At 72.0% G+C, this 25,806-nt stretch carries 24 protein-coding genes; 10 read left to right on the forward strand and 14 right to left on the reverse strand.

What is annotated here, in order from left to right; translation table 11 throughout:
- Positions 1–199: 199 nt before the first annotated feature.
- Complete coding sequence (locus ACIQMX_RS37545) at positions 200–829, reverse strand: TetR/AcrR family transcriptional regulator C-terminal ligand-binding domain-containing protein (protein ID WP_402484986.1); 630 nt, start codon at positions 827–829, stop codon at positions 200–202.
- A gap of 162 nt (positions 830–991) precedes the next feature.
- On the opposite strand from ACIQMX_RS37545, the gene ACIQMX_RS37550 reads away from it, so the two are divergent.
- Together ACIQMX_RS37550 and ACIQMX_RS37555 are read left to right on the forward strand one after the other, a co-directional pair.
- A complete protein-coding gene (locus ACIQMX_RS37550; RefSeq protein ID WP_402484988.1) occupies positions 992–1,831 on the forward strand; it encodes a phosphatase PAP2 family protein in 840 nt (279 codons plus the stop codon).
- Positions 1,828–2,787 carry a hypothetical protein gene (locus ACIQMX_RS37555; protein WP_363076691.1) on the forward strand — a complete coding sequence of 320 codons (960 nt, stop codon included), beginning with the start codon at positions 1,828–1,830 and terminating at the stop codon, positions 2,785–2,787. Before ACIQMX_RS37550 ends, ACIQMX_RS37555 begins: the two co-directional genes overlap by 4 nt.
- Before the next feature lie 19 nt (positions 2,788–2,806).
- On the opposite strand, the gene ACIQMX_RS37560 is transcribed toward ACIQMX_RS37555, so the two are convergent.
- Together ACIQMX_RS37560 and ACIQMX_RS37565 are read right to left on the reverse strand one after the other, a co-directional pair.
- Positions 2,807–3,358 (reverse strand): helix-turn-helix transcriptional regulator, encoded by a 552-nt coding sequence (locus tag ACIQMX_RS37560; protein WP_363076693.1) that lies wholly within the window; start codon positions 3,356–3,358, stop codon positions 2,807–2,809.
- A gap of 242 nt (positions 3,359–3,600) precedes the next feature.
- Positions 3,601–5,616: an FAD-dependent oxidoreductase gene (locus ACIQMX_RS37565; protein WP_402484992.1), complete on the reverse strand. Its 2,016-nt coding sequence runs from the start codon at positions 5,614–5,616 to the stop codon at positions 3,601–3,603.
- Positions 5,617–5,851: 235 nt separating this feature from the next.
- Between ACIQMX_RS37565 and ACIQMX_RS37570 the strand changes: the two genes are divergently transcribed.
- Positions 5,852–6,376 carry a DoxX family protein gene (locus ACIQMX_RS37570; protein WP_148017109.1) on the forward strand — a complete coding sequence of 175 codons (525 nt, stop codon included), beginning with the start codon at positions 5,852–5,854 and terminating at the stop codon, positions 6,374–6,376.
- Positions 6,377–6,416: 40 nt separating this feature from the next.
- Here the strand turns inward: ACIQMX_RS37570 and ACIQMX_RS37575 are convergent, their stop codons facing one another.
- Together ACIQMX_RS37575 and ACIQMX_RS37580 are read right to left on the reverse strand one after the other, a co-directional pair.
- Positions 6,417–8,063, reverse strand: a complete 1,647-nt coding sequence (locus ACIQMX_RS37575) for an FAD-dependent oxidoreductase (protein WP_363076957.1) — start codon at positions 8,061–8,063, stop codon at positions 6,417–6,419.
- Between the two features lie 132 nt (positions 8,064–8,195).
- Complete coding sequence (locus tag ACIQMX_RS37580) at positions 8,196–9,110, reverse strand: diiron oxygenase (protein WP_363076956.1); 915 nt, start codon at positions 9,108–9,110, stop codon at positions 8,196–8,198.
- 349 nt (positions 9,111–9,459) lie between these two features.
- On the opposite strand from ACIQMX_RS37580, the gene ACIQMX_RS37585 reads away from it, so the two are divergent.
- Positions 9,460–9,885, forward strand: a complete 426-nt coding sequence (locus ACIQMX_RS37585; RefSeq protein ID WP_402484996.1) for a DUF3592 domain-containing protein — start codon at positions 9,460–9,462, stop codon at positions 9,883–9,885.
- 38 nt (positions 9,886–9,923) lie between these two features.
- Here the strand turns inward: ACIQMX_RS37585 and ACIQMX_RS37590 are convergent, their stop codons facing one another.
- Genes ACIQMX_RS37590 through ACIQMX_RS37615 form a run of 6 tightly spaced genes read right to left on the reverse strand, consistent with a single transcriptional unit; the run spans position 9,924 to position 16,889 of the window.
- Positions 9,924–11,021 (reverse strand): methyltransferase domain-containing protein, encoded by a 1,098-nt coding sequence (locus ACIQMX_RS37590; protein WP_402485035.1) that lies wholly within the window; start codon positions 11,019–11,021, stop codon positions 9,924–9,926.
- Between the two features lie 52 nt (positions 11,022–11,073).
- The gene (locus tag ACIQMX_RS37595) at positions 11,074–12,342 is read right to left on the reverse strand and encodes an MFS transporter (protein WP_402484999.1); all 1,269 of its coding nucleotides are present in this window, start codon (positions 12,340–12,342) and stop codon (positions 11,074–11,076) included.
- Between the two features lie 41 nt (positions 12,343–12,383).
- Positions 12,384–13,019, reverse strand: coding sequence for an SRPBCC family protein (locus tag ACIQMX_RS37600; RefSeq protein ID WP_402485002.1), 636 nt, complete (start codon positions 13,017–13,019; stop codon positions 12,384–12,386).
- 44 nt (positions 13,020–13,063) lie between these two features.
- Positions 13,064–15,478: a xanthine dehydrogenase family protein molybdopterin-binding subunit gene (locus ACIQMX_RS37605; protein ID WP_402485005.1), complete on the reverse strand. Its 2,415-nt coding sequence runs from the start codon at positions 15,476–15,478 to the stop codon at positions 13,064–13,066.
- Positions 15,479–15,483: 5 nt separating this feature from the next.
- Positions 15,484–16,020, reverse strand: coding sequence for a (2Fe-2S)-binding protein (locus ACIQMX_RS37610; RefSeq protein WP_402485008.1), 537 nt, complete (start codon positions 16,018–16,020; stop codon positions 15,484–15,486).
- Positions 16,020–16,889 carry an FAD binding domain-containing protein gene (locus ACIQMX_RS37615; protein WP_402485010.1) on the reverse strand — a complete coding sequence of 290 codons (870 nt, stop codon included), beginning with the start codon at positions 16,887–16,889 and terminating at the stop codon, positions 16,020–16,022. The genes ACIQMX_RS37610 and ACIQMX_RS37615 overlap by 1 nt, the downstream gene beginning before the upstream one ends.
- A 141-nt stretch (positions 16,890–17,030) precedes the next feature.
- Here ACIQMX_RS37615 and ACIQMX_RS37620 point away from each other — a divergent pair, with 141 nt between their 5' ends.
- The gene (locus tag ACIQMX_RS37620; protein ID WP_402485013.1) at positions 17,031–18,125 is read left to right on the forward strand and encodes an XdhC family protein; all 1,095 of its coding nucleotides are present in this window, start codon (positions 17,031–17,033) and stop codon (positions 18,123–18,125) included.
- A gap of 65 nt (positions 18,126–18,190) precedes the next feature.
- Entirely contained in the window at positions 18,191–19,441 is a 1,251-nt protein-coding gene (locus tag ACIQMX_RS37625) for a TetR family transcriptional regulator (RefSeq protein WP_402485016.1), read from the forward strand.
- 921 nt (positions 19,442–20,362) lie between these two features.
- Here the strand turns inward: ACIQMX_RS37625 and ACIQMX_RS37630 are convergent.
- Positions 20,363–20,782, reverse strand: coding sequence for a nuclear transport factor 2 family protein (locus tag ACIQMX_RS37630; protein ID WP_363076940.1), 420 nt, complete (start codon positions 20,780–20,782; stop codon positions 20,363–20,365).
- 86 nt (positions 20,783–20,868) lie between these two features.
- Here ACIQMX_RS37630 and ACIQMX_RS37635 point away from each other — a divergent pair, with 86 nt between their 5' ends.
- Complete coding sequence (locus ACIQMX_RS37635; protein ID WP_402485019.1) at positions 20,869–21,477, forward strand: TetR/AcrR family transcriptional regulator; 609 nt, start codon at positions 20,869–20,871, stop codon at positions 21,475–21,477.
- 34 nt (positions 21,478–21,511) lie between these two features.
- On the opposite strand, the gene ACIQMX_RS37640 is transcribed toward ACIQMX_RS37635, so the two are convergent.
- Positions 21,512–22,255: an AraC family transcriptional regulator gene (locus tag ACIQMX_RS37640; protein ID WP_402485038.1), complete on the reverse strand. Its 744-nt coding sequence runs from the start codon at positions 22,253–22,255 to the stop codon at positions 21,512–21,514.
- A 54-nt stretch (positions 22,256–22,309) separates the two neighbouring features.
- On the opposite strand from ACIQMX_RS37640, the gene ACIQMX_RS37645 reads away from it, so the two are divergent.
- Complete coding sequence (locus ACIQMX_RS37645) at positions 22,310–23,533, forward strand: MFS transporter (RefSeq protein WP_402485022.1); 1,224 nt, start codon at positions 22,310–22,312, stop codon at positions 23,531–23,533.
- 309 nt (positions 23,534–23,842) lie between these two features.
- Here ACIQMX_RS37645 and ACIQMX_RS37650 read toward each other — a convergent pair whose 3' ends face one another.
- On the reverse strand, positions 23,843–24,313 hold the full coding sequence (locus ACIQMX_RS37650; RefSeq protein WP_402485025.1) for a DUF5709 domain-containing protein: 471 nt from the start codon (positions 24,311–24,313) through the stop codon (positions 23,843–23,845).
- A 592-nt stretch (positions 24,314–24,905) separates the two neighbouring features.
- Here ACIQMX_RS37650 and ACIQMX_RS37655 point away from each other — a divergent pair.
- The gene (locus tag ACIQMX_RS37655) at positions 24,906–25,085 is read left to right on the forward strand and encodes a hypothetical protein (RefSeq protein WP_402485028.1); all 180 of its coding nucleotides are present in this window, start codon (positions 24,906–24,908) and stop codon (positions 25,083–25,085) included.
- Between the two features lie 41 nt (positions 25,086–25,126).
- A partial coding sequence (locus tag ACIQMX_RS37660; protein WP_402485031.1) for an alcohol dehydrogenase catalytic domain-containing protein occupies positions 25,127–25,806 on the forward strand: 680 nt, incomplete at its 3' end.

Genomic DNA, 25,806 nt, shown 5'->3' on the forward strand with positions numbered 1-25,806 from the left:
GGTCGCTTAAGATACTCTAGGGGGGGGGTGGTCTCCTCGTGTGGTGGGGTCGTGGGGGGGGGGGGGGGGGGGGGGGGCGGGGGGGGGGGGCGCCCCCCCCCACCCCCGCCCCCCCCCGGCCGGGTGGTGCGCCGCCCCCGTCCCCACGGTGCGGCGCGGGCGGACCGTCGTCATCCGCTGGGACGACGGCCCACGTCTGTCAGGACCCGGGCGCCTGCGCGTCCAGGCCGAGTGCGGGGAAGACCGCGCCCTCCACGAAGCGGACGAGGAACGACTCATCCGCGTAGGCGCACTCCAGCAGCGGGCGGGCACGCATCACGCCCACCAGCTGGGTGGCGACGAATTCCGTGGCCGGGTTGTCGGCGGCCACCTCGCCGCGCTCCACGCCGCGCGCGACCATCGCGTCGATCGCCGCCAGCTCGGGCAGGATCAGTGACTCGCGCAGCGCGCACAGCAGCTCCGGGCTCTGCAGGGCGGCATGGCTCAGGGCCAGCATCAGGGGTGTGTCGCGCCCGGAGCCGGCGCCGATGGCGCGTGCCGCCTCGCGCAGGTCCTCGGTCAGTGTGCCCGTGTCGATCCGGCTGAGCAGTCCGCGCCTGGTCCCGTGCAGCGCGGCGACGACCAGTTCGGGTTTCGAGCCCCACTGGCGGTAGAGGGTGGACTTGCCGCAGCGGGAGCGCGAGGCGACGCCTTCCATGGTGAGCGATTCGTAGCCGCTCTCCCTCAGTGTGTCGAGCACGGCCGTGAAGAGCTCCTGTTCCCGCTCCGGCGTGATCTTCGAGCGGCGCGACGCGGTGGCCTGATCGGGCTCCGTTTTCAGCGACGACATGCGCTTTCCCTCTCTGCGACTCTGCGACGAGGTCCATCGATACGCCAGTGTACCGATACGTGAGTGTTCCGATACGCCTCCGTATCGGTACACTGGCGTATCGATACGGCGCGGACCCGTCCCCGCCACCGAAACACCGCTTCGTCAGCAAAGGGGCACCGGATGATGTTCGCCGGTAGCAGGCCCGCCGATCGGGAGCCGGACACTACTGCCCGACCGCCCCTCGTCCGCGAGCTTCTTCTTGTCGTAGGACTCTTCGTGATCTACAAGTTCGGCCGCCAGGCGGCCAACGGTCACGTCGACGAGGCGTTCCACAACGCCGGACGCGTATGGGATCTCGAACGCGCCGTGCACCTGCCGGGCGAGGGCGCCGTACAGGGTCTGCTGCTCCACGACGAGACGCTGATCCACCTCGCGAACACCTACTACGCCACCGTGCACTTCCCGGCCACGCTGCTCTTCCTCGGCTGGCTGTACTGGCGCCGCCCGCGCCACTACGTCTGGTCCCGCCGCATCCTCGCCGTGCTCACCGGTGCCGCACTGGCCCTGCATCTGCTGTTCCCGCTCGCCCCGCCGCGGCTGCTCGCGGCCACCGGCCTCGTCGACACCGGCCAGGTCTACGGACCGACGGTGTACGGCTCCACACCCGCCACCGACTCGATGGCCAACCAGTTCGCCGCGATGCCCTCGCTGCACTTCGGCTGGGCGGTCATGGTCGGCGTCGGCCTCGTCGTCGCCACCCGCTCGCGGTGGCGCTGGCTGTGGCTGCTGCATCCGGCGATCACGCTCCTCGTCATCGTCGGCACCGCCAACCACTACTGGCTCGACTCGATCGTCGTTGCCGCGCTGCTCTCGGTGGCCTTCGCGGCGCTGCGGCTGCCGCGCGCCGAGCCGGTCAGGGCGCATCTGCCGTGGCCGTCGACGGCAGGCGGGCCCGCATACGCCGGCGCCGCCTCCCGTGTCGCCGGCCGTTCCTACGCCTCCTCCGGGACCGGCCGATGAACGCCACATCGGTCGCCGTCGCGCTGTCGCTCGTCTCCGCCGCCGCCTACGCCTCCGCTGCGGTGGCGCAGGCACGGCTCGCGGGACGCACCGCGCCCGGCACCGGGACGCTCCGGCTGCTCGGCAGCGGCGCGTGGTGGTCGGCCGTCGGGCTGAACGCCGGCGGCGCCCTGCTGCACGTCGCCGCGCTGAAGTACGGTCCGCTCACCCTCGTCCAGCCGCTCGGCGCGCTCACCCTGGTCGCCGCCGTGCCGCTCGGTGCCAGGGCCGCGGGCCGCAGGGTCTCCACGACCGAGTGGCGCGGCACCCTCCTGACCCTGCTGGGCCTGGCCGCCCTGCTGATGACCGCGGGCGGCTCCGCCCCGCACGAGACGCTGAGCCTGGTCGAGGCGCTGGCCGTCGGAGCGGGGACGATGGCCGTCGTCGCCGGGCTCAGCCGCCCCGGCGCCCGCCCCGGCCTGCGGCACGCCGCGGCCTCGGGCATCACCTCGGGCGTCGCCTCCGCGCTGACGCAGACGCTGACCGTCGCCGTCACCGACCACACCACCGGCCCGCTGTTCAGCTGGCGCCTGGTGGTCGTCGCCGTGCTCGTCTCGGCCTTCGCCATGGGCGGGCTGCTCCTCTCCCAGACCGCCTACCGGGGCGGCCTCGGCGCGCCGCTCGCCGTCGTGACCCTCGCCAATCCGGTCGCCGCGGCGGCCATCGGCCTGGCCCTGCTGGGGGAGCGGCTCCAGGGCGGGACGATCAGTCTGGTCCCGGCGCTGCTGGGATCGGCGGCGGCGGTGCGGGGCGTGATCCTGCTCAGCCGTGCCCAGGCGCAGACCGCGCCGGCCACGGAGCCGGCCGTCGCGGGACCGGCTCCGGGCGTCCCGTCGCGCGTGGTCATCAGGAGCCCCCGGGCCGTACTCCAGCAGCAGCACGGACACCTGCGGCGGATCCGGGCCGGCCGCCCGTAGACCCGCTGCCCGGCGACCGCTACCCGAGGTCGGCCGCCGCGGCGCCGGCGTCCTCGGCCAGTGCCCGGGTCAGCCAGCCGATCCAGAAGTTCTCCAGATCGATGCCGCCCCGCAGCACGAGATGGCGCAGCCGGTCCTGAGCCGCGTCCCGCCCGGGCGGGAAGTCCCGCTCCTCGATCTCCAGATACTCCGCGAGCCGGATCCGGTGCAGCGCGAGATGGCGGCGCAGCTCCGCGTCGAGGCCCGGCGCACCGACGACCGCCGCGGCCCGCATCCGCAGCAGCAGCGGATCGCGGATCTGCTTGGGGTCCTCCGGGCGGGCCACCCAGGCGGACAGCGCCTCGCGGCCCGCCGCCAGCACCTCGTACTCCTTCTTCTGCCCCCGGGCGGGCTGGGCGGGTGCCAGGGCCCTGATCTGGCCGGCCTGCTCCAGTTTTCCCAGCTCGCGATAGATCTGCTGGTGCGTGGCCGACCAGAAGTAGCCGATCGACCGGTCGAACCTGCGGGTCAGCTCCAGCCCCGACGACGGCTTTTCGAGCAGGGCGGTGAGGATCGCGTGCGGGAGAGACATGGGGTGCATCCTAAGGAGCCGTGGGGGGGGGGGGCGGGCGCCCCCCCCCCCCCCCCCCCCCCGGCGGTGGGGCGGGAGTGGGCGAGCCCGCCGGGGGGGGCCCGGGGGGGGCCGCCCCAGCGCCCCCTGGTGTTTTTCGGGCGTGTGGTTGTCGTTTACGCGGTGTATAGCTATTGGGGCTCTAACTTCGGCGGGGGGGGGGGGGGGGGCGGGGCGGCCCCCCCCCCCCCCCACGGCCGTGATCAGAGAGAGGCTGCGAGTTCCGTGCCCTGGCGGATGGCCCGCTTGGCGTCCAGCTCGGCCGCCACATCGGCGCCGCCGATCAGATGCGCGGGACGGCCGGCGGCGAGCAGTTCCTCGTACAGGTCCCGGCGGGGCTCCTGGCCCGCGCAGAGCACGATCGTGTCGACCGGCAGCAGATGCTGCTCGCCGTCGACCGTGACGTGCAGCCCCTCGTCGTCGATCCGGTCGTAGCCGACTCCCGCGATCATGGTGACGCCGCGGTGGCGGAGCTCGGTACGGTGGATCCAGCCCGTCGTCTTGCCGAGGCCCGCACCCACCTTGCTCGCCTTGCGCTGGAGCAGATGAACGGTGCGCGCGGACTTCGGGCGCTCGGCGGTGCCGAGTCCGCCCCGCTCGCGGTACTCGGTGTCGACGCCCCACTGCCGGAAGAACGCCTCCGGGTCCAGGCTCGCCGCGTCCCCGCCGTCGGTCAGGAACTCGGCCACATCGAAGCCGATCCCGCCCGCGCCGACCAGCGCCACCCGGTCGCCGACCGGCGCCCCGTGCCGCAGCACGTCGAGGTAACTGACCACGCTCGGGTGGTCCACGCCCGGGATCGCCGGCGTACGGGGAGTGACCCCCGTCGCCACGACGACCTCGTCGAAGCCGTCGAGCTCCCCGGCACCGACCGCGGCGCCCAGCCGCAGCTCGACCTTCTCCTCCGCCAGCCGGGTGCGGAAGTAGCGCAGCGTCTCGTCGAACTCCTCCTTGCCCGGCACCCGGCGTGCCACGTTGAGCTGCCCGCCGATCTCGTCCGCGGCCTCGAAGAGCGTCACCGTGTGGCCGCGCTCGGCTGCGGTCACGGCGCAGGCGAGCCCGGCCGGACCGGCGCCGACGACCGCGACACGCTTGCGGGTGCGCGTCGGCGACAGGGTGAGTTCGGTCTCGTGGCAGGCACGCGGGTTGACCAGGCAGGAGGTGACCTTGCCGCTGAAGATGTGGTCCAGACAGGCCTGGTTGCAGCCGATGCACGTGTTGATCGCGTCCGCGCGGCCCTCGCTCGCCTTCGCGACGAAGTCCGGGTCCGCGAGGAAGGGCCGGGCCATCGACACCATGTCCGCGCGGCCCGCCGCCAGGATGTCCTCGGCCACCTCGGGGGTGTTGATGCGGTTGCTCGTCACCAGCGGTACGGAGACGGCGCCGCGCACCTTCTCGGTGACCCAGGTGAAGGCACCGCGCGGCACCGAGGTCGCGATGGTGGGGATGCGGGCCTCGTGCCAGCCGATGCCGGTGTTGATGATGGTCGCCCCGGCCGCCTCGATCTCCCGGGCGAGCCGCACGACCTCCTCCAGCGACGAACCACCCGGCACCAGGTCCAGCATCGAGAGCCGGTAGATCAGGATGAAGTCACTGCCGACCCGCTCCCGGACCCGGCGCACGATCTCGACGGGGAAGCGGATGCGGTTCTCGTACGAGCCGCCCCACCGGTCCTCGCGGTGATTGGTCGCCGAGGCGATGAACTCGTTGATCAGATAGCCCTCGGAGCCCATGATCTCGACGCCGTCGTACCCCGCGCTCCGCGCCAGCGACGCAGCCGTGACGAAGTCCTCGATGGTCGACTCGACCTCGTCGTCGGTCAGGGCGTGCGGCACGAACCCGCTGATCGGCGCCTGGATCGCGCTCGGCGCCACCAGGCCGGGATGGTGCGCGTAGCGCCCGAAGTGCAGGATCTGCATGGCGATCCGGCCGCCCGCCTCATGGACCGCCGACGTCACCACGGCGTGCTGCGCCGCCTCCGCCTCCGTCGTCATCTTGGCGCCGCCGGGCAGCGAACAGGCCCGCTCGTTCGGCGCGATGCCACCGGTGACCATGAGGCCCACACCACCGCGGGCGCGGGCCGCGTAGAAGGCGGCCATGCGCTCGAAGCCGTTCTCGACCTCCTCCAGGCCGATGTGCATCGACCCCATCAGCACCCGGTTGGGCAGGGTGGTGAACCCGAGGTCGAGCGGGCTCAGCAGATGCGGGTACGGGCTCATGCGGCGGCTCCTCGCGCGGTGTGGTTACGCCAGTTCTAGACCACCGGAACGCCGTTGTGCAACAAGTTGCACAATGAGGTACGTCGCACTGTGTCACGGGTCACGCGCTGCTCCGGGGGCGCCCGGACGGCGTAACAACGTGACCCGTCGGAAGCCCGCTGCGCGGAGAGTGGAGTGCGTACCGCACCCGGGCCCCCTCCTTCCGGCCCGGCCCCCGACCCTTCCGGAGACCCTCATGGGCAGCGTCAACCGTCGTGACCTCGGCCTGCTTGTCCTTCGTGTCGGCACCGGCGCGGTGCTGGCCGCGCACGGCAGCCAGAAACTCGCCGGCTGGTTCGGCGGCGGCGGCATCGAGGGCACCACGGCCGCCATGGAGGCCATGGGCTTCCATCCGCCCAAGCACAGCGCGATCGCCGCCGGCCTCGGCGAGGCCGGCGGCGGGGTCCTGCTGGCCCTCGGCCTGGCCACCCCGGCCGCCGGCGCCGCCGCCGCGGGCGCCATGGCGGGAGCGGTGGCCGTCCACGCCCCCGCCGGCTTCTTCGCGCAGGGCGGCGGCTACGAGTACCCCGCCTTCCTCGGCTTCACCGCTGCCGCGATCGGTCTGACCGGCCCCGGCCGCTACTCCGTGGACCACGCCACCCGGCATGCCTTCAACCAGCCCTGGATGGTGGCCCTGGCCTTCGTGGGCAGCGCCGCGGCCGCGGTCGCCGTCGTCGGCAAGCGGGCCAAGGGGCAGGTCGCGGAGCCGGAGGAGTTCTGACCCCGGTTCCGCGACCTGAGGGCCGGGTGTCCGGCCCGGCTCAGCGCCCCGGCCTCAAGCGGTTTCCCTTCGACGCGGCGATCAGTGCGGGGACCGTGTCGAACTTGACGCGCGGGCGGCCCTGTTCGCGGCCCCGGGCCTGCTCGGCGCGGTCGATGGCGGCCAGCCCCCGGGCGTCGACCACCTGGCGGCCGCGGTCGCGGACCAGTCGCCCGAACGCCTTCGCCGGGTTCGGGGGTGAGGGCAGTGCGCCCGCGACGGCGTCGGCCAGGAGGGTGCCGACGGTCTCGGCGGCGCAGGTGCGGTTGGCGCCGATGCCGCCCGAGGGGCCGCGCTTGATCCAGCCGACGACATAGCTGCCGGGCAGGCCCGCCACCCGGCCCTCCTCGTGCGGCACGGTGCCGGCCGCCTCGTCGAAGGGCAGGCCGGGAACCGGCAGACCGCGATATCCGATCGCCCGCAGGAACAGGCCGGCGGGAATCTCCTGTTCGCCGTCGGCGGCCGTCACCCGTACCGCCTCGACGCCGTCGCCGCCGAGCACCTCCACCGGCGAGGAGTGGAAACGGAAGACGATACGACGTCCCGGCGGCGGGGGCCGGGACCAGTCGACCGCCTCCCGGGGCAACTCCCGCAGCAGGTAGGCCTTCTCGCCCATGGCCGCCGCATCGATCGCGGCTCCGGTGCGCGGGTCGCCGTCGTCGACGACCAGCTCCACGCCCGGCAGGTGCCCGAGCGCGAGCAGTTCGGACGCGGTGCAGGCGGTGTCGTCGGGGCCGCGCCTGCCGAGCAGGACGACCTCGCGGACCCGGGAGTCCCGCAGGGCCGCCAGCGCGTGCCCGGCGATGTCCGTGCCCGCCAGCGCGGCGGGGTCGGTGACGAGGATGCGCGCCACATCCAGCGCGACGTTGCCGTTGCCCGTGACGATCACCCGCTCCGCGGACAGGCCGAAGGTCTCCGGCGGGACTTCCGGGTGGGCGTTGTACCAGGACACGAACGAGGTGGCCGGCATGCTGGCCGGGAGGTCCTCGCCCGGGATACCGAGGCGGCGGGAGGCGGAGGCGCCGACCGCGTAGATCACCGCGTCGTGATGGGCGGTGAGCTCCTCGACGGTGAGGTCCTTGCCGACCTCGACCCCCAGGTGCATCCGGACCCGGGGGTGGGAGTGGAACCGCGCGAAGGTCTCGCCGACGCCCTTCGTCGCGGGGTGGTCGGGCGCCACGCCGTACCGGACGAGGCCGCCCGCCACCGGCAGCCGGTCGATCAGCGTCACCTCGGCGTTGGTGTGCAGCAGCAGGTCCTCGGCCGCGTACATGCCGGCCGGTCCGGTGCCGACGACGGCCACCCGGAGCGGGGCGAAGTCCGACGGCAGGCTGCGCGGGAACGTCGGCTCGCCCCAGGTGTGGAAGTTCGGGCCGGTGGCAGGCTCCGGCTTCCGGCCCGCGTAGTACGCCGCGTTGATGCCGGCGTACTCCCGCTGCGCTCCGAAGAGCCGGTCCACCGGGAAGATCGCGTCGACCGGGCAGGCGTCCGCGCAGGCGCCGCAGTCGATGCAGGTCTGCGGGTCGACGTAGAGCATCTCCGTGCTGCCGAAGGCCTGCTCCTCGGGCGTGGGATGGATGCAGTTGACGGGGCACACGGCGACACAGGTGGCGTCGCTGCAGCAGGTCTGGGTGATGGCGTAGGTCATCGCGTCAGCTCGGGCTCTCGGCTCGGATCAGATCGGGGCGGCGCGCTTGCGGAGGACTCGGACCGGTCCGGGCGGGCGCGCTCGTGGAGGACTCGGACCGGTCCGGGCGGGCGCGCTCGTGGAGGACCCCGGTCAGATCAGGTGGGCGCGCTTGTAGAAGAAGAGGGCGGGCCTGGTGAGGAGGCGGGCCGAGGCCAGGAACTCCATCAGGCCCGAACAGCTGGAACGCATCAGGGACTTGTGGTGCTCGTTGGCCTTCGCCTCCGTGCGGGCACGCTCGCTGTCCAGTCCCGCGTTCGCGTAGACGTCCTCGTTCACCATGCTGGTGACGATGAAGTACGAAGCGATGGCGACGACGAGCGAGTTGATCTGGCGACGCAGCGGTCCCGCGGTACGCAGACGCCTGCGGGTCTCGTCGCGGGCGAACTTCATGTGCCGCGATTCCTCCACCACGTGGATGTTGTTGATCGTCCGGACGAACGGTGCGACCCGTTCGTCCCGCATCCAGTCCCGCTGCATCACGTCGAGGACTTCCTCCGCCACGAGGATCGCCGCGTACGCCGCCTCGCCGAAGGCAAGTGTCTTGAAGGCACGGCCCAGTTCGACCACCGGACGGCGCGGCCGGTAGGCCGGTGCGCCCAGCTTCGCGGCGCCGCGCGCGAACATGATGGAGTGCCGGCACTCGTCGGCGACCTCGGTGAGCGCCCACTGGAAACGCGGGTCCGTGGGGTCCTTGGCGTACATGTCGCGCAGCACCATCTGCTGGAGGATCATCTCGAACCAGATGCCGGTGCTGGCGACGGAAGCCGCCTCCTGGCGCGTCAGCGCCCTGCGCTGGTCATCGGTCAACTCCTGCCAGTACGCGGTGCCGTAGAGGGTGCTCCACTCCGGACTCGCGCCGTGGTGCGCGGTGTCCAGGGGAGTGTTCCAGTCCACCTCGGTGGCCGGGTCGTACGAGAGCTTCGCGGCCGAGTCGAGCAGGCGCCGGGCGACGTCCTCCCCGGTGAGCCGGCCCTGGTCCTCCGGCCGGACGGTGCTGCTTGCCATGGTGCGGCTCCTTGAATCGAGACAGATCGACCCGACGGTGCCCGGTCTCTCCTCTCATCCCGTGTCTGCCCGATGAGAGCCACTGCCGCCGGGCGCCGCCCCTCGCTTGTTAGACGTCACGTCTAGCAAGCTGTTAGACGGAAGGTATAGCAAGAGGGCGGTGCGGGCCTACCCCCGCGGAGGAAATCCGTACGATCTCTCCACGACGAGCCTTGCGCCGAGGCGTACTTCCGGGCCCCGAGAGGCCGGTCCGGGCCCTTGTCGGCCGTACCCGCGTGAGGGGATCATGATGAGCGCGCCCGGCCGTCGCAGGGCGCGGATGCCGGACCGTACCCGTCCCAGGAGAGTCATGGCTGTCGCAGTCGTCTACTTCTTCGTCGCCCTGAGCGCCGCGCTGTTCTTCGGCCGGAACCTGGACCGGCAGCTCCAGGGCCCGCGCCTGCGGAGCGCCTGGGACGGTCTCACCGCCGAGGCGCGGTGCACAGGGGTGCGTACGGAGGAGGTCCAGGATGCCGAGGGCGTTCCGATGACCCAATCGCATCCCACGCTGGAATTCCTCACCACCGGCGGCCGGACCGTCTCCTTCGAGGAACACCAGGCCCGACTCGACGTGAAGAGGGGCGACTTCGTGACGGTGTACTACGCCGAGGACGCCCCCGACGCGGCGACCGCCCGCACGCCGTCCTTCGTGCCGCGCCACATCAGGCTGCTCGTTCCCGCGGTGGGAGGCGTGATCGCCCTGGTGACCGCCGTCGTGCTGGCGGAGGTGCTCTGAAGCGGCCCGACCCGCGCCCCGGTCGCCCCGGCCGGGGCTCAGGCCACGAGCAGGCGCAGGCCCAGATCCGCCGCGTCCAGGCCGGTGAGGTCGCTGTTGCGCTCGGCCCACCGGCCGGAGCAGAGGTCGTCACCGAGGCTCCGAACCGCTCGCTGCTCGGCCTGCGGACCCACTCTCGTCCACACCGACATCGCACGCCGCACACGATCCTCCAGATACGCCTCCGGCCTGCGCCAGTACGCCTCGAACAGGCCGTCGGCGCAGTCCCACGGGACGGGCACGGGCGCGACGCGGGCACTGATCGCGCCGGCCATCCCGGCCAGCGAGGGGAAGTCCGCGAGGACGGTGGCGAACTCGGGGAGGTAGTCGCGGGTGAGCCAGAACCGGTCCTGCCATCCGGGCTCGTCGGTGTCGAAGGTGAGGACGACCACACGGCGGGCCACGCGCCGCATCTCGCGCAGCCCCGCCAGCGGGTCCCCCCAGTGGTGAACGGTGGAGACGGCCATCGCCACGTCGAAGGACCGGTCCTCGAACGGCAGACTCTCCGCGGCGGCGGCCACACACGGAGCCGAGCCGGCCGGCCGCTGCTCCCGCATGACCGCCGAGGGCTCCACCGCGGTCACCTCACGGTCGGCCGGCTCGTAGGAGCCGGTACCGGCTCCTACGTTCAGCACCGTCCGCGCGTCCCCGAGCGCGTCCCAGATCTGTGCGGCGATCCGCGGTTCGGTCCGCCGCGTCGCGGTGTAGGCGCCGCCGATCTCGTCGTACAGCCGTGCGCCGAGCATCTCCAGCTGTTCCTCCGGTGTCACGCTCAGTCCCTTCGCCCGTGCTTCGAGTTCGCTGTCGATGGCCGCCATCATGGCGTCGGCGCGATCGCGCCGCTCCAGCAGCAGGCCGCGCAGTCGGCGCAGGTGCGCGACCGCGTCGGTGGACGGGTCGCCGACCAGTTCCGCGATCTCCCGCAGCCCGAAACCCAGCCGCCGGTAGGCCAGTACCTCCCGCAGCCGTTCCACGTCGGCCGCCGCATAGGCCCGGTAACCGGCCGGGGTCCGTGCCGATGGCCGGACGAGCCCGACCGCGTCGTAGTGATGCAGCGTGCGGACGCTCACGCCGGCCAGGTCTGCCACGCGTCCCACGGTCCAGTGATCTTCCACGGCACCGACTATGCGGCCTGACGCCGCGTGAGGGTCAAGCGCGAGGTGGACCTTGCGCCGCTTCCGCCGTGGGGGCCGGAACCGTCCCGGCGGAGGTGTTCGCCTCCCGCCACGGCAGGAACAGGGCACTCGCCATGCACAGCAGGCCGGAGATGAGCAGGGCGCCTCGGACTCCCGCCGCGTCGGCGAGGACTCCGGCGGCGATCATGAAGAATGCCTGCGAGGTCTTCGCTCCGACCGACCAGGAGATGCCGGCACGGGACATGAACGCGTCCGGCGTGGCCGCCATCCGGTAGGTGGCGAACGACGGATTGAAGATCCCGGCGGCGAGGAGCAGGCCGAAGTCGGCGGCCACGATGGTGAACACGCCGAGGGCGCCGGACGGCGTCAGCGGCAGCAGGACCGTCCACGGCGTGCGAAGGATCCCGGAAAGCAGCAGGACGCGGCGCTGTCCGAATCGCCGGGTGAGCAACGGCGCCAGCCGTGAACCGAGTACGCCGCCCAGGCACGGCAGGCCCAGGGCGAGTCCGTACTGCCACGGCTGCAGACCGAGGTCGCGCAGCATGAGGACGGTCATCAGCACGGACGCCATCATGACGGAGCCGCCGAAGAGCAGAGCGTTGAAGAAGAGCGGGCGCAGCCCTGGATGCCGCAGGAGGTACTGCCACCCGGCGGCGATGTCACGGCCCGGGCGCGACGTGGCCGCGCGGGCCGGTGGCGCAGGTTCGGGTTGCCGGATGCGACGGATACCGAGGGCGGAGCCGAGGAACGACAGAGCGTCGGCCACCATCGTCGCGGCCGCGCCCAGTACCCCGATCAGGAGTCCGCCGACGGGCGGACCGGCGCTGACACTGATCCAGTTGGTGGTCTCGAACAGGCTGTTGGCACGGAGCCGCTGCCCGGGCGGGACGAGCGCCTTGAGGTGCGCGCCGCCTGCCGCGTCGAACGCGACGGACGCGGCCGTCTGGAGAACGCCGACGAGACACAGCTGGACGAACGTGAGCGCGTCGAAGGCCATGGCGGCCGGGATGCTCACCAGCACCGCGCAGCGGACCAGATCGGCGGTGATCATGACCGGCCGCTTGTACCGGTGCTCGATACGGACACCGAGTGGCAGCGCGATGACGGCGCTGGCCACGGCGGACAGCGCGGCGAGCAGGGAGACCTGGAACGCCGGGCAGTGCAGCACCAGGAGGGCCACCAGCGGCAGCGCCCCCATGCCGACGGCGCTGCCTGCCGCACTGACCGCGTACGCGCCCCACAACCGCCGGAAGTCCTGCCCGAGCGCGTTCCCCCGTACCAATTGAGCCCTCCCGGACGTGAAGCCGCTCAGCGTAGTGGTTCTCAGCCGCGCGTACGCCGACGCAGCAGCTGGATCACCACCACCGCGCACAGCACGGCCGCCGCGGGCGCCGCGGCCTTCCGGAGCAGGACGGGCAGCGCGGCCGCGCCGAGGTCGATGGCCTCCGGTTCGGTTGCGGGCCCGCCCGGGAGGTTCTGCGCGGTGCTCGTCGTGGACGTCGGCGAGGGGGCAGGACCGGCATCCCGCAGCAGTTCTTCGAGCCGGGTGGCGAACTGCTGGACGATGCGGTCGCCGACCTCGGTCATGATGCCCCGGCCGAACTGCGCCGGCCGGCCCGTGATGTCGAGGTCCGTGCGTACGCGGACCAGGGTTCCGGCGGGCGCGTCGCTGAGGGTCGCGGTGACCCGGGCCGAAGCGGTGCCCGCGCCACGGGTCTCGCTGCCGCTGAGGTCGAGGAACATCGACCGGGCGGTCCCGTCACGGGTGACCGTGCCCTCGCCGCGGTAACTCATCTGCACCGCACCGGCCTTGACCTTGACGCGGCCGCTGAACGAGTCACCGTCGAGGGTGTCCAGCACGGCGCCGGGCATACAGCGTGCGACCCGGCCGAGGTCCTGGAAGAGCATCCAGGCGTCGTCGATACCGGCGGGGACGGTGAAGGAGTGGTCCAGTTGCATGGTTGTCCAATCTGGGGGCGGCCGGCTCCGGATGAGGAGCCGGTTCAGGAAGTGCGGGACAGCCCGTGCGTACCGGCGGCCGCACGGATCAGCGCGCGTACCCGGCTCGGTGAGAGGGGACCCCGGCGTACGACCACGCCGAAGGGGCGCAGCGCGTCCTCGACGGCGCCGGCGAGGACCGCCTGGGGTGCGATCGCGCCGCCTTCGCCGAGCCCCTTGACGCCGAGGTCGTTCATGGGGCTCGGGGTGAAGATCTCGTCCATGTCGAGGTCGGGGATCTCCGAGGACGTAGGCACCAGGTAGTCCATGTACGTGCCGGTGCGGGGCTGTCCGTCGGGGCCGTAGACCATCTCCTCGTACAGCGCACCGCCGATGCCCTGCGCGATGCCGCCGGTGACCTGTCCTTCCGCGATCATCGGGTTGACGATGTTGCCCGCGTCATGGACGACGACGTAGTGCAGGATCTCGACCTCGCCGGTGTGTTCGTCGACCTCGACGACGGCTGCGTGCGCTCCGCTCGCGACGGCGAAACCCGGCGGGCGGAAGTGCACGGTCTCGCTGATCTCGGTGCCGTGCCGGCCGTCGGTGGGTTCGGGGATGCCGGGCAGGGGTGCCTTGCCGGCAAGTTCCGCGAGGCTGAGGGAGGGGCCGCCCGGCTGTTGTGCCGACACGATGCCGTCGCTGAGGACGAGGCCGTCGGCCGTGACGCCGAGGCGGCGGGCCGCCGCCTCGATGATCCGCTCGCGGACGAGCCGGCCCGCCCGGTGGGTGGCGTTCCCGGCGTTGACGAGGGCCCGGCTGGCGATGGTGCCCACACCGAACGGGGTGGCATCCGTGTCGCCACCGACCACGTCGATGACATCGAGCGGCACACCGATGGCGTCGGCGGCGATCTGGGCCATGGACGTGCGATGCCCCTGTCCCTGGGAGGGGGCTCCGATGGCGAGCCGCACCCGGCCGCTGGGGGCGATGTCGATGCGGGCGGTCTCGAAGGGGCCGAGGCCGGTGGCCTCTATGTACATGGCGAATCCGATGCCGACGTGCCTGCCGTCGCGGACACCTTCGCGCTGCCGGGCGCGTACCCCTTCGACGTCGGCCTTCGCGACCGCGCGCCGCAGCAGTTCGGGGAAGTCCCCGGAGTCGTAGGACTGCGGGCTGCCCGAACGGTCCACCAGTCCGGTCGCGTACGGCATCTCGTCGGGCCGCACCAGATTGCGCGCCCTCAACACCTCCGGCTCGATGCCCAGTTCCGCGGCCAGCCGGTCCATGGCCCGCTCCATGGCGAAGACCGTCTCCGGACGTCCGGCACCCCGGTAGGGCGTGGCGAACGTCGTGTTGGTGAGCACGCCGGTGACATCGATGTGCACGTTCGGCACGCGGTAGGGCCCCAGCAGATGGCACAGCGAGTTGTACGGCACGACCAGGCCGGTCATGTTGTACGCGCCGAAGTTGACGGTGATCCGGTCGCGTACGGCGACGATGCGGCCTCCGGCGTCCGCGGCGAGTTCGATGTGGTGGATCTGTTCACGGGCGTGCGAGGAGGCGGTGAGGTTCTCGTTGCGGTCCTCACGCCACAGCACGGGGCGGCCGAGACGACGAGCGGCGTGCGGCACGAGGAGTTCCTCGACGTAGAGGATGCCCTTCTGGCCGAAGCCTCCGCCGACATCGGCCGCGATGACGTGGACCGCGGCGGATCCGAGGCCGAGGGTGTGGGCGATGGCGTCCCTGAGCCGGTGCGGGGTCTGGGTGCCCGACCAGACGGTCAGCCGGCCGCTGTACGGATCGACCTGGGCCGAGACGGCGCGGGTCTCGATCGGTGAGGCGACGTACCGGTGGGCCTCGAACCGCTCGCTCACCACGGCGTGCGCGCCGGCGAACGCGGTCTCCGGGTCACCGACGCGGGCGGCGACGGCGACCGCGGTGTTGTCCGGCAGAGCCTCGTGCAGCCGGACCGTGTCCTCGGCCAGGGCGTGCTCGGGGTCGACCAGGACCGGCAGCGGGGCGTACCGCACCTCGACGAGCTCCAGCGCGTCCTCGGCGAGGTAGCGGTTCTCCGCGAGGACGAGGGCGACGGGCTGGCCGACGTACAGGACCTTCTCGCGGGCAAGCAGCGGCATGGGAGTCATCCGGACCAGCGGATCGAGGAGCGCGGCGAGTCCGGGCGGGGTGCGCAGTTCCTCCTTGTTCAGCATCGCGGGCAGGTCCGCCACGTCGTCGCCGGTCCACACGGCGACGACGCCGGGTGCGGTCAGGGCCGCGGTCACGTCGACCGACTCGATTCGGGCGTGGGCGTGCGGGCTGCGCAGGAAGGCGGCCTCGACGGCGCCGGGAAGGGCGATGTCGTCGACGTACCGGCCGTCGCCGCGCAGCAGGCGCTCGTCCTCGACGCGGGGGACGGAACGGCCGGTCCAGCGGCCGCCGTCGTTGTCGGACCGGTCCCGGCCGGAGGTGTGGGACATGCGGATCACTCCCCGAATCGCTCGTCGAGTGCCTGGCACACGGCACGGCGGATGTTGCGGTACCCGGTGCACCGGCAGAGGTGCCCGCTGAGCGCGTCGGCGACCTGTTCCCCGTCGGGGCGCTCGGACTGCTCGGTCAGGGCGGTCGTCGTCATGACGAATCCGGGTGTGCAGAACCCGCACTGCATGCCGTGGCACTCGTGGAAGGCCCGCTGTACGGGAGTGAGCGGGGCTTCGTCGGGGGCGAGGCCCTCGACGGTGCGGAGCTCGGCCCCGTCGCACTGCACGGCCAGGGTCAGGCAGGCGCGCACCGGCTCGTCGTGGACGAGGACGGTGCAGGCACCGCAGACCCCGTGCTCGCAGCCGGCATGGGTACCGGTCAGACCGAGCCGGTCGCGCAGGAAGTCACTGAGCAGCAGGCGCGACTCGACCTGGGCGCTGACCGGCCGACCGTTGACGGTGAGGGTGATCCCGTGCCAGGCGGAGGGTTCGGCGAGCGGCGGTGTGCGCGCGACGAGCGGGGCGGGGACGGAGGTGGTCATCAGCAGCGCTCCCAGGCGGTGGTGCAGGCGCGGACGAGGAGATGGGCGGCGCCCTCACGCCGGTACTCGGCGGTGGCGTGGACGTCGTCGGCAGGGGTGAGGCGGGCCAGCGCGACGCGGGCCGCGTCGGCGAGTGCATGCGCGCCGACATCGGTGCCGACGAGGGCTTCCTCGACGGCGGGCAGGCGTACGGGGACGGGCCCCGCGCCGCAGAAGACGGTGCGGGCGGTACGGGCGGTGGCCGTGGCGGTGTCCCGTTCCAGGACGACGGCCACGCCGACGGTGGCGAAGTCGCCGTGTCTGCGGGTCAGTTCCTCGAAGGCCCAGCCGTGGTGCGCGGGGAGCGGCGGGAACACGACCTCGGTGAGGAGCTCGTCGGGTTCGACGGCTGTGGCGAAGGTGGCGACGAAGAAGTCCTCGGCGCCGACGGTACGGGTGCCCCGGGGCCCGGTGATCACGAAGCGGGCGTCCAGGCACCGTGCCGCGGTGGGGAGTTCGGCGGCCGGGTCGTGGTGGGCGAGGCTGCCGCAGACGGTGCCGCGGTGGCGGATCTGAGGATGTCCGATCCGGTCGATGGCGGCGGCCAGGAGCGGCCAGCCGTTCCGTACGGCGCTGTCCGCGGCGGCACGGGCCTGCCGTACGGCGGCCCCGATGCGCAGGTTTCCCGACCCGTCCACGTGGAGACGGCCGAGTTCGGGGATCCGGGTGATGTCCACGAGCAGCTCGGGCCTGGCGAGGCGCATGTTCAGCATGGGAATCAGGGACTGGCCGCCCGCGACGACCTTGACCTCCCGTTCCTCGTCGTGGAGGAGGGCGACCGCTTCGCCGACGGTGCTGGGGGCGGTGTAGTCGAAGGATGTGGGTTTCAACCCGCTGCCACCGGACCTCTCGTGTTCTCGTCGCACCGTGGTCTTCGACACGGACGACTTATCTAGTACCTGAAATGATTTACATTAAAGTTTCTTCTTGGCAAGAGGCTGTCCGAAATTTCACGGCCCTCGGAGGGCGAAATGCGACATGTCATCGACCAGGCGGCCGCCTGGCAACGCTCCGGAACCCGCTTCGTCATGGCGACCGTCGTGCGTACCTGGGGCTCGTCCCCGCACGGACCGGGTGCCTCGATGCTCGTGTCCGAGACCGGCCGTGTCGTCGGCAGTGTCTCCGGGGGCTGTGTCGAGGCCGAGGTCTGCGCGATCGCGGAGGACGTGCTCGCGGGCGCGGAACCGGTGCTCGCGCGCTGGGGAATCGGCGACGAGGATGCCTTTGCGGTGGGTCTGACCTGCGGCGGAACGATCGAGGTGCTGATCCGGGAGATGGCGGCGCAGGCGCCTCTCGACCGGCTTGCCGGCGAGGTCGCGGCCGGGGTACCGGTGGCTCTGGTCACCCCGGTGGACGGGGCCGGCTGCCTGGTCGTCGGCGGTGGAACGGCAAGCGGTTCACTGGGGGACCCAGGGGTGGACAGGGCGGCGGCCCTGGCGGCCGAGGGAATGCTCGGACGCGGCGCCAGTGGCATGGTGACCAGCGGAAACGATGCCGCAGACGGTGCGGCCTGTGCGCCGGGACGCGAGCTGGTGGTGCAGTCCTTCGGCTCGCGGCCCCGTCTGCTGATCTTCGGCGCGGCGGAGTACGCCCGGCCCCTGACGGACATGGGTGCCGCGCTCGGCTACCGGGTGACGGTCTGCGATGCCCGGCCGGCCTTCGCGGCGGCCGAGCGGTTTCCGCGCGCCGACGAGGTCGTCACGGAACGTCCCGACCGCTGGTTTCGCGCCCACGAGGACCGGATCGACGCCACGACCGCCGTCTGCGTACTGAGCCATGACACACGGTTCGACGTGCCGGTTCTCACCCTTGCCCTGCGCAGCGCGGCCGGATACGTCGGAGCCATGGGGAGTCGCCGCACGCACGAGGACAGGGTGGCGCGACTGCGCGCGGCGGGTGTGGCGGACGGGGAGATGGCGAGGCTGCGCTCGCCGATCGGGCTCGATCTGGGCGGCCGGGGCCCTGAGGAGGCGGCGGTGTCGATCCTGGCCGAGATCGTGGCGGTGCGGCGAGGCGGGACCGCGCTGCCGCTGACTCAGGGGTCGGGTCCGGTGCACGTGGCGTGACTGCTTTTGAACGGTTGTTTTTATGAACACCCGTTCAATATGGACATTCGTTTAATGTGAGCCACGTGCAACCAGAGAACAACGACGGTCGACAGCGGGCGAAGACCCCCATGCCACGGACCGACCGTGCAGGCGGTGCGACCGGCCGCCCGCCCCAGAGACGTCCGGGCTCGCACGACCCCGAGGGCAACCGTCGTGCCGTTCTCGAAGCGGCCCGGCGGCTGTTCGGCGCACATGGATACACCGGTGTGGGCGTACGCGCCGTCGCGGCCGAGGCGGGCGTGACCCCCGGCCTGGTGATGGCGTACTTCGGCACCAAGGAGGGTCTGTTCCGCGAAGCTGTCGGTGGCGGGTCGGGCGTCACCGGCGACGTGCTGTCGGCCACCGCTGCCGACCGGGGCGAACTTCCCGCGGCGCTGGCCCGCGCCTACCTCGACCGGTGGGACCGCCTGCCGGCCGACGACGCCTGGCCCGCCCTGATACGTTCGGCCCTCAGTCATCCGCCGAGCGCCGAACTCCTGCGCACGATCCTGGAGAAGCAGGTCGGTGAGCCCCTCGCGCGCCTGCTCGGCGACTCGGCCGGTGCGGACGTGCGGGCCGCCGCCGTCCGGAGCGTCCTGTTCGGCGTGATCATGGAACGCTATCTCTTCGGGCATGAACCGGCGGTCTCCGTCCCGACGGAGGAGTTCGCCCCGGTGCTGACGGACATGCTGGTCGCCGCTTTCGGCGATGCCCTGGACGCCGTACCCCCATCTGCGCGGAACGGGACTGCGGCCGGAGAGGCCCCCCGAAGTCGTCCTGCCCCGGCTGCACCGGCACCCGTCGATCCCGGGGGCCCCGGCCCGGAGCTCGCGGGTCCGGCGGTGGACGGACTTCCCGCCGCGCTGTTCGCGCGACTGAACGAGTGTGCCGCTGTCCATCAGGATCTGATCGGCAGAACCCTCCGTGAGTACGGCGTCAGCCTGCCGGCCTACGAGGTGCTCGCCGTCCTCCGCGATGCCGGCGAGCCCCACCGGCGGACGACGGGCGAGGTCGCGGCAGCCGGCCGGGCCCGCGCCGGCGGGCTCACCCAGCATGTGGACCGCCTGGAGGCGACAGGCCTGATCCGGCGGGAGCGCGACGCGGACGACCGGCGCGTCATCTGGCTGTGCCTCACCCCGCAGGGTCTCGAACTCGCCGACCGGGTCCGTTCCGTGCGCTCGGCCCAGGAACAGGAACTGCTCGCCGGCCTGGACGCGGCAGACCGCCGCCGGCTCGCCGGTCTGCTCGGCGCTCTGGGGAACGGGATGGGGGCCGGCGGCGTGCAGGAGCGCTGACGATGGAGGCGGGGTGGCCGACCGGCAGGCAGCGCAGCCGCCACAGGGAACGGATCGTGGAGCCGCGCATCGGGTGCAGGTACTGCCGGAGGTGAGGGCCGGCCGTCCCCGGCGTGGCGCTGAAGACGGCGCCGACGGCTGTACGACGTTATCGCCCGGCCCTGCGGGGGCGGACTCGGGTGCGCCCACCCCGAAGCGGCTCAGGCTGCCCGTGCCCACCGGGCCGTACCTGGTGGGCACGGTCCAACTGCACCTCGTCGATTGTCGCGACCGGTCGCAGGTGCCCGGCGTCCGCCGTCTGGGACACTCGCACCATGCCCGGTGCCAGACAACGTGACTCCAAGCCGTCTCTGCCCATGTCTCTGTCCATGCGGCTTGCGGCCTGGATCTTTCCCGTGGACCTCGACGGCCGGCAACGGCAGTCGTGGTCCACGTGGACGAACTGGCGATTGTTCGCGCTGCTCCTCTCGGGGCCGTTCATGCTGATTGGTGCGTTCACTGCCCGGGGCCCCGGGGTGACTTGGTGGGAACGAGGCGGTCTCGCTGCCGCCGGCGCCGCCGTATCGGCGGTCTTGGCTTGTGTGGTGATCGGCTACAGGCGGCTGACAGTCTCGACTCGGCAGGGGCCCAAGACGTAGCGGCAGGCCGTAGTCGGCCTCTGCGACGCCCTGCAAGTCGCCCCGGGCCTCGGCCGGTCAGCGTTCAGTTGCACCGGACACCCGTGCGCTGTGCCACCGAACGTTGTCCCGTGCTGTCCTGTCTCGATGAAGCGGGGCGTCCAGCCTCGCGCCGACCTGCGTGGACCGGATTGGGTGAGGTGCGAGGACTCGATTCGCCGGGACAGGTCCCGCAGGCCAAGGCCTGACAGGCTGAGTGCAGTCCCGCATCGGGTCGGGCCGCAGATGTTCTGCTCAGGGGCCTTCACGTTCTCACGCCGGCGACGCCCAAGCCGTCCATGTAGTCGCGGACTCGCGTGATCAGTCCGTTGCGGACGCTGAGTATGAGGAGGCCGGGGACGGTGAACGTGGCGTTGGCCGGCAGCGTTCCCACTACGACATGCTCGGCGACGACGACTTCGGGATCGGCGGTCTCGTAGGCCGCGACCCTCCTGACCTCCTCCACCCGGACAGGGGTGCTCCAGGCCGCCCGGTATCCGGCGCGCACGGCCTCCCGGCCCTCGAAGCATGGAGGGAATCCGGGTGAGGCGAACGGGAACTCGTGCACCGCGTCGATGGCGTAGAGATCGGCGAGATCGTCCGGGGACTTGTCGAGCATGGCCTGGTAGTAGCAGCTCAGCACCTCGTGAGGGGTTCGAGCGGCGGGTGTGTTCACATGCGGCACGGGGGTACTTCCCTTCACTCAACACTTGTTGACCCACTCAACGTAGAGTCGGGCGGCCGTTCGGTCAACGGATGTAGAGTGAACTGGTGTCCACTTCTCACCAGTCCCGAGCCGACCGCCGACGAGCGACCGAGGCGCGGATCCTCGACAGCGCGCGGGAGTTGTTCGCCGAGAAGGGATTCGAGCAGACCACCATTCGCGCCGTGGCGGCCGCGGCGAGCGTCGATCCGGCGCTGGTCATGCAGTACTACGGCTCGAAGCGGGAGTTGTTCAGTCAAGCCGTGCGGGTGGTCCCCGCCGCGCTGACGGCCACTGATACCGATGAGCTCGTCGACCAGTTGCTGGCCTCGCTGGGCCTCAAGCTCGGCGGTCTTCCCGAAGGCACGCTGGCGATGATGCGGTCCATGCTCACCGACCAGGCTGCAGCCGACCACGTCCGTGCCGCTCTGGGCCGGCAGATCGACAGCGTCGGTGCCGCCCTGCCTGCTGCTGAGGATCCCGAACTGCGCGCCACACTGCTTGTCACCGTGCTGCTGGGCGTGACCATCGGCCACCAGTTCCTCGGCCTGACCGCGCTTCGTGAGGTTCCCGCGGATCACGTCGCCGCGTTGCTCCGCCCGGCCATCAAGGCCCTGACAGGATCGCCGCGGAGTCCGAGCGACTCGGTTCGTTCAGAAGGCGACTCGGCCGAGTGAGATTGACGGCTCGTGTGCCGGCCGGGTCGTGCCGTCATCTGGTGGGACGTGTGCCGGGGGTGTGTCCGAAGGTGCGGCGGAAGACACTGATGAAAGTGCTGGCGGATGACCAGCCGCAGCGGTGGGCGACCGCGGTGACGGGGGTGTCGTCGGCCAGGAGGATCAGTGCATGGTGGAGCCTGATCTGGGTGCGCCACTGGGGGTAGGTGAGGCCGAGGTCGTCGCGGAGGCGGCGGGAGAGGGTGCGGGCGCCGGCACCGATCTGGCGCCCGAGGCCGTCGAGGGAACGGTTGTCGGCCGGATCTGCGCGCAGGATGTCGTGCAGTTCACGCAGCAGCGGGTCGGTGGGTGCCGGCAGGTGCAGGGGGCGTTCGGGGGAGAGGGCGAGCTGGTCGAGCATGACGGCGCGCAGGCGCAGGTGGGGCGGGCTTTCGTCGTCAGGGTCACGGGTGTGGGCGACGATGAGTTCGCGCAGCAGCGGGCTGACGGCGAGGACGGCGGGTTCGTCCAGGCCGAGGGGGTTCTCGGTGGCGGGCAGGCCGACGAGATGGAGGTCGAGCTCGCCGTGGGCCTGGTGCTCGTGGACGGTGCCGGCGGGGATCCAGAGCGCCCGGGTGGCGGGGGCGACCCAGGAGCCGGCGTCGGTGGTCACCGCGATGGCGCCCCTGCTGGCATAGGCGATCTGGTGGTCGTCGTGGCGGTGCGCGTCGATCTCGCCGCCGGATGCCAGGCGTTGGGTCAGGGTCGGCGCGACAGGGGTGTGGCGGATTTTCTGCATCATCTGTCAATCTATCGAAAGCGCGACACCCGGTGGTTCTCCCAGCATGGAGGGGTGAGAAGGAATTCATCGATCTTGCTGCTGTCCGTCGGACACGCCTGTGTGGACATCTACCAGGGCGCCGTCGCGGCGCTGATCCCGTTCTTCGTGGCCGAACGGGACTACACCTACGCGGTCGCCTCCGGCATCGTGCTGGCCGCGTCCCTGCTGTCGTCGGTGGCCCAACCGGTGTTCGGGGCGCTCACCGACCGGTGGGCGATGCCGTGGCTGCTGCCGGTCAGCACCCTGCTGGGCGGGGTGGGCATCGCGCTCAGTGGCCTGAGCGGCTCCTACGGGCTCACCCTGTTGTTCGTCGCCGTCTCCGGCATCGGCGTGGCCGCCTACCACCCGGAATCCGCGCGCGTGGCCAGGCTGGCCAGTGGAGGCAGCCACAGCGCGATGAGCTGGTTCTCGCTCGGCGGCAACATCGGCTTCGCGCTCGCCCCGCTCATGGTGTCGGCCGCGATCGGACACGGCTCCCTGCACTGGACGCCCGTCCTCGTCCTCCCCGCGCTCGCCGGCGCCGCCGTCTGTGTGCCCGTCCTGAGGATGCTGGCCCGGCCGCAGCCCGGCACCGCCAAGACGCAGGCGCCCCGCAGCGCGGACGACGTGGCCTCGTTCGTGAAGCTGTCCCTGGCGGTCGTCTTCCGCTCCATCGTCTTCACCGGCCTGAGCACCTTCATCTCCCTCTATGCCCAGCAGCGCATGCAAGGCAGCACCACCGCGGGGACCATCGCACTGGTCCTGCTGTTCCTGGGCGGCGCCGTCGGCTCGGTTCTGGGCGGATCCCTGGCCAACCGCTACGACCGCGTCCGCGTCTCCCGCTGGTCCTACCTGCTCTCCATCGCCGCCGTCACCGGCGTGATCTACACACCCGGCCCGGCCATGTTCCTCTTCGTGGCCCTCACCTCCGCCGGCCTGTACGTTCCCTTCTCCCTCCAAATCACCCTCGGCCAGGACTACCTGCCCTCCCGCATCGGCACCGCCAGCGGCGTCACCCTCGGCCTCACCGTCAGCATCGGCGGCCTGTTCAGCCCCGTACTGGGGCACCTCGCCGACACCACCGACCTCCGGACCGCCCTCACCCCCCTGATCGCCATGCCCGCGCTGAGCTGGCTCCTCTTCCGCGCCCTGCCCGAACCCACTGCCCCCGCCCGGACCGCCACACCCACACCCACGCCCACGCCCACACCCACACCCGCATCACGACATGACACACAGACCCCCGCCGGCCAGTGATCACGCGTATGGCCCGCAGGACGGGCGGACTGACGGACTGACGGACTGACGGACTGACGAGCACGTGACCGGCGCTGGAAGCGGGGCAGGGGCTCGGTGTGCTGTCGGCGAAGAGCGGCTCGTGCCTCCAGCGACTGCACCGATGGACAGCCGTCGGGCAGGCGCAGGCCGGCGCCCGCCGGCCTCAGCCGTTCCCGTCCGGCCGTTGTCCGGGCGGGCATGTCCGGGCCGACGGGCGGCCTGCCGTCCTCCCGTTCCGCAGCACTGACCACCCGCTCCGCATGAATCCGGACCGGACCCGCCGCGCAATCAGTCCTCCCGCCCCTGACCCTCCTCCTCGTCCGTGGTGTGGACGGCTGCCTCCTCGGCCGAAGCCGCTCCGCCGTCGATGCCCATGTCCTCGGCGTAGACGTCGGTGCGCCGCCCGGGCACCTCGTCCACCGCACCCAGGCGGCCCGAGCGGGTCTCGCCGCCCTCGGGTTCCAGCGGCTCGCCCTCGCCGCCGTCCAGGTCGCCGATGCCGTCGCCGTCCGGGGGCGCGACATCGTCGACCTCCTGGGCCAGGCGCTGGTCGAGGGATTCGCCGCGACGCTCCTCCTCGCCCGTCGTTCCGTACTTGTCGACGGCGAGGGGACGCTCGGGCGGCGAGTAGCCCTCTTCCATCTGGTCGTCGAGGCCTCGCTCCCCGAGCGCGTTCTCCATGTCGAGCTCGTCGTTCGGCGGATCCTGGCCGTCGTCCTGCGGCTGGTAGACATCGTCGCCACGTGCCTCTGTCGGCATGCTTCGTCCTTCCGTCGGAGGCGTCAGGGGTGCCCGGGGCGCCGACGGCGATACCTGACCGGCGGCCGTCCTTCGCGCCCTTCGCATCCTGCGCGTGCCCTGATGGGTGCGGTGAAGACACCTCATTCGTCACCCTAGGTGCGGGGCTGGTCCGCGTCCTCCCGGGCCTCTTCGTCCGAGGTCGGCGCATTGCCGGCCCCACTGTCCCCGCCCGCGCCGCCTCCCCGGGGCAGCGGCGTCCGTCCCGGCCTCCTGGAGCGCCTCGTCGGCGGCGGTCCGGGGCGGCTGCGTACGGCGGCCCTGCGCGGTGTCGTAGCGCGGGGGTGAAACGGTCCCGACTGGACGGCGCTGCGGCTGTTGTCCCAGCGTGCGGCGCCTGCTCCGGCGTACGCCGGAGCCTGACCGCGTGGGTACCCGTGCCGCCCGGGGACATACGGGAGCGGCCCGGGCGTTCCGGTATGACGGAACCGACTCGCTTTCAGGATTTGGTCGGATATTCCGGTCGAACCCGGTGTTCTCCGGGGAACCCGTCGCCCGGAACCACTGTGCGCGCTGGCACCCGGAACGCCCCGGGAGGAACCTGAGGAGAGACATGGGACGGCATGCCGGGATCGCCCGCGCCCCGGCCACCAGGGCACGGACGGCGAAACTCGAGCCGGACGGCGCCGCGCCGGGCGACGAGGGCCTCAAGGCGGAGGGCCGGCGACGCGAGGCCGTCGGGCGGATCGCCCAGCCCGGGGCGAAGGCGGCGCGGCGCACGGCCGGCCACTGACCCGGCGGCGCATCCGTCACCCGACAGCGAGGAGATCACTCATGCGTGCACTCACCTGGCAAGGAAAGCGCGACGTCCGCGTGGAGACCGTTCCCGACCCGGTCATCCAGGACCCGACCGACATCATCATCCGGGTCACCTCGACGGGCATCTGCGGATCGGACCTCCACCTGTACGAAGTGCTCGGCCCGTTCCTCGACCCCGGCGACATCCTGGGCCACGAGGCGATGGGCGTCGTGGAGGCGACCGGCTCCGAGGTGACCGCCGTGTCGCGCGGTGACCGGGTCGTCGTGCCGTTCAACGTCTCCTGCGGCACCTGCTTCATGTGTGCCAAGGGCCTGCACTCGCAGTGCGAGACCACCCAGGTCGAGGATTACGGCACCGGCGCCTCGCTCTTCGGGTACACCAAGCTCTACGGGCAGGTGCCCGGCGGGCAGGCGGAGCTGATGCGCGTCCCCTTCGGCAACACCCTGCCCATCAAGGTCCCCGAGGGCCCGGCGGACGACCGCTTCGTCTACCTGTCCGACGTGCTGCCCACCGCCTGGCAGGCCGTCGAGTACGCCGCGATCCCGCCCGGCGGCAGCGTCGCCGTCCTCGGCCTCGGGCCGATCGGCGACATGGCGACCCGGATCGCCCTGCACCGCGGCGCAGGCCTGGTCATCGGCGTGGATCTGGTCCCCGAACGCCTCGCCCGTTCGGCCGCGCGCGGCGTCCAGACCCT

The sequence above is a fragment of the Streptomyces sp. NPDC091416 genome, from assembly GCF_044756845.1.
In the GTDB taxonomy this organism is placed as follows: domain Bacteria; phylum Actinomycetota; class Actinomycetes; order Streptomycetales; family Streptomycetaceae; genus Streptomyces.

Excerpts from the sequence above, each read along its gene's own strand:
- ACIQMX_RS37545 (WP_402484986.1), bottom strand. The coding sequence starts at position 829 with ATGTCGTCGCTGAAAACGGAGCCCGATCAGGCCACCGCGTCGCGCCGC.
- ACIQMX_RS37550 (WP_402484988.1), top strand. The coding sequence starts at position 992 with ATGATGTTCGCCGGTAGCAGGCCCGCCGATCGGGAGCCGGACACTACT.
- ACIQMX_RS37555 (WP_363076691.1), top strand. The coding sequence starts at position 1,828 with ATGAACGCCACATCGGTCGCCGTCGCGCTGTCGCTCGTCTCCGCCGCC.
- ACIQMX_RS37560 (WP_363076693.1), bottom strand. The coding sequence starts at position 3,358 with ATGTCTCTCCCGCACGCGATCCTCACCGCCCTGCTCGAAAAGCCGTCG.
- ACIQMX_RS37565 (WP_402484992.1), bottom strand. The coding sequence starts at position 5,616 with ATGAGCCCGTACCCGCATCTGCTGAGCCCGCTCGACCTCGGGTTCACC.
- ACIQMX_RS37570 (WP_148017109.1), top strand. The coding sequence starts at position 5,852 with ATGGGCAGCGTCAACCGTCGTGACCTCGGCCTGCTTGTCCTTCGTGTC.
- ACIQMX_RS37575 (WP_363076957.1), bottom strand. The coding sequence starts at position 8,063 with ATGACCTACGCCATCACCCAGACCTGCTGCAGCGACGCCACCTGTGTC.
- ACIQMX_RS37580 (WP_363076956.1), bottom strand. The coding sequence starts at position 9,110 with ATGGCAAGCAGCACCGTCCGGCCGGAGGACCAGGGCCGGCTCACCGGG.
- ACIQMX_RS37585 (WP_402484996.1), top strand. The coding sequence starts at position 9,460 with ATGGCTGTCGCAGTCGTCTACTTCTTCGTCGCCCTGAGCGCCGCGCTG.
- ACIQMX_RS37600 (WP_402485002.1), bottom strand. The coding sequence starts at position 13,019 with ATGCAACTGGACCACTCCTTCACCGTCCCCGCCGGTATCGACGACGCC.
- ACIQMX_RS37605 (WP_402485005.1), bottom strand. The coding sequence starts at position 15,478 with ATGTCCCACACCTCCGGCCGGGACCGGTCCGACAACGACGGCGGCCGC.
- ACIQMX_RS37610 (WP_402485008.1), bottom strand. The coding sequence starts at position 16,020 with ATGACCACCTCCGTCCCCGCCCCGCTCGTCGCGCGCACACCGCCGCTC.
- ACIQMX_RS37620 (WP_402485013.1), top strand. The coding sequence starts at position 17,031 with ATGCGACATGTCATCGACCAGGCGGCCGCCTGGCAACGCTCCGGAACC.
- ACIQMX_RS37640 (WP_402485038.1), bottom strand. The coding sequence starts at position 22,255 with ATGCAGAAAATCCGCCACACCCCTGTCGCGCCGACCCTGACCCAACGC.
- ACIQMX_RS37650 (WP_402485025.1), bottom strand. The coding sequence starts at position 24,313 with ATGCCGACAGAGGCACGTGGCGACGATGTCTACCAGCCGCAGGACGAC.
- ACIQMX_RS37655 (WP_402485028.1), top strand. The coding sequence starts at position 24,906 with ATGGGACGGCATGCCGGGATCGCCCGCGCCCCGGCCACCAGGGCACGG.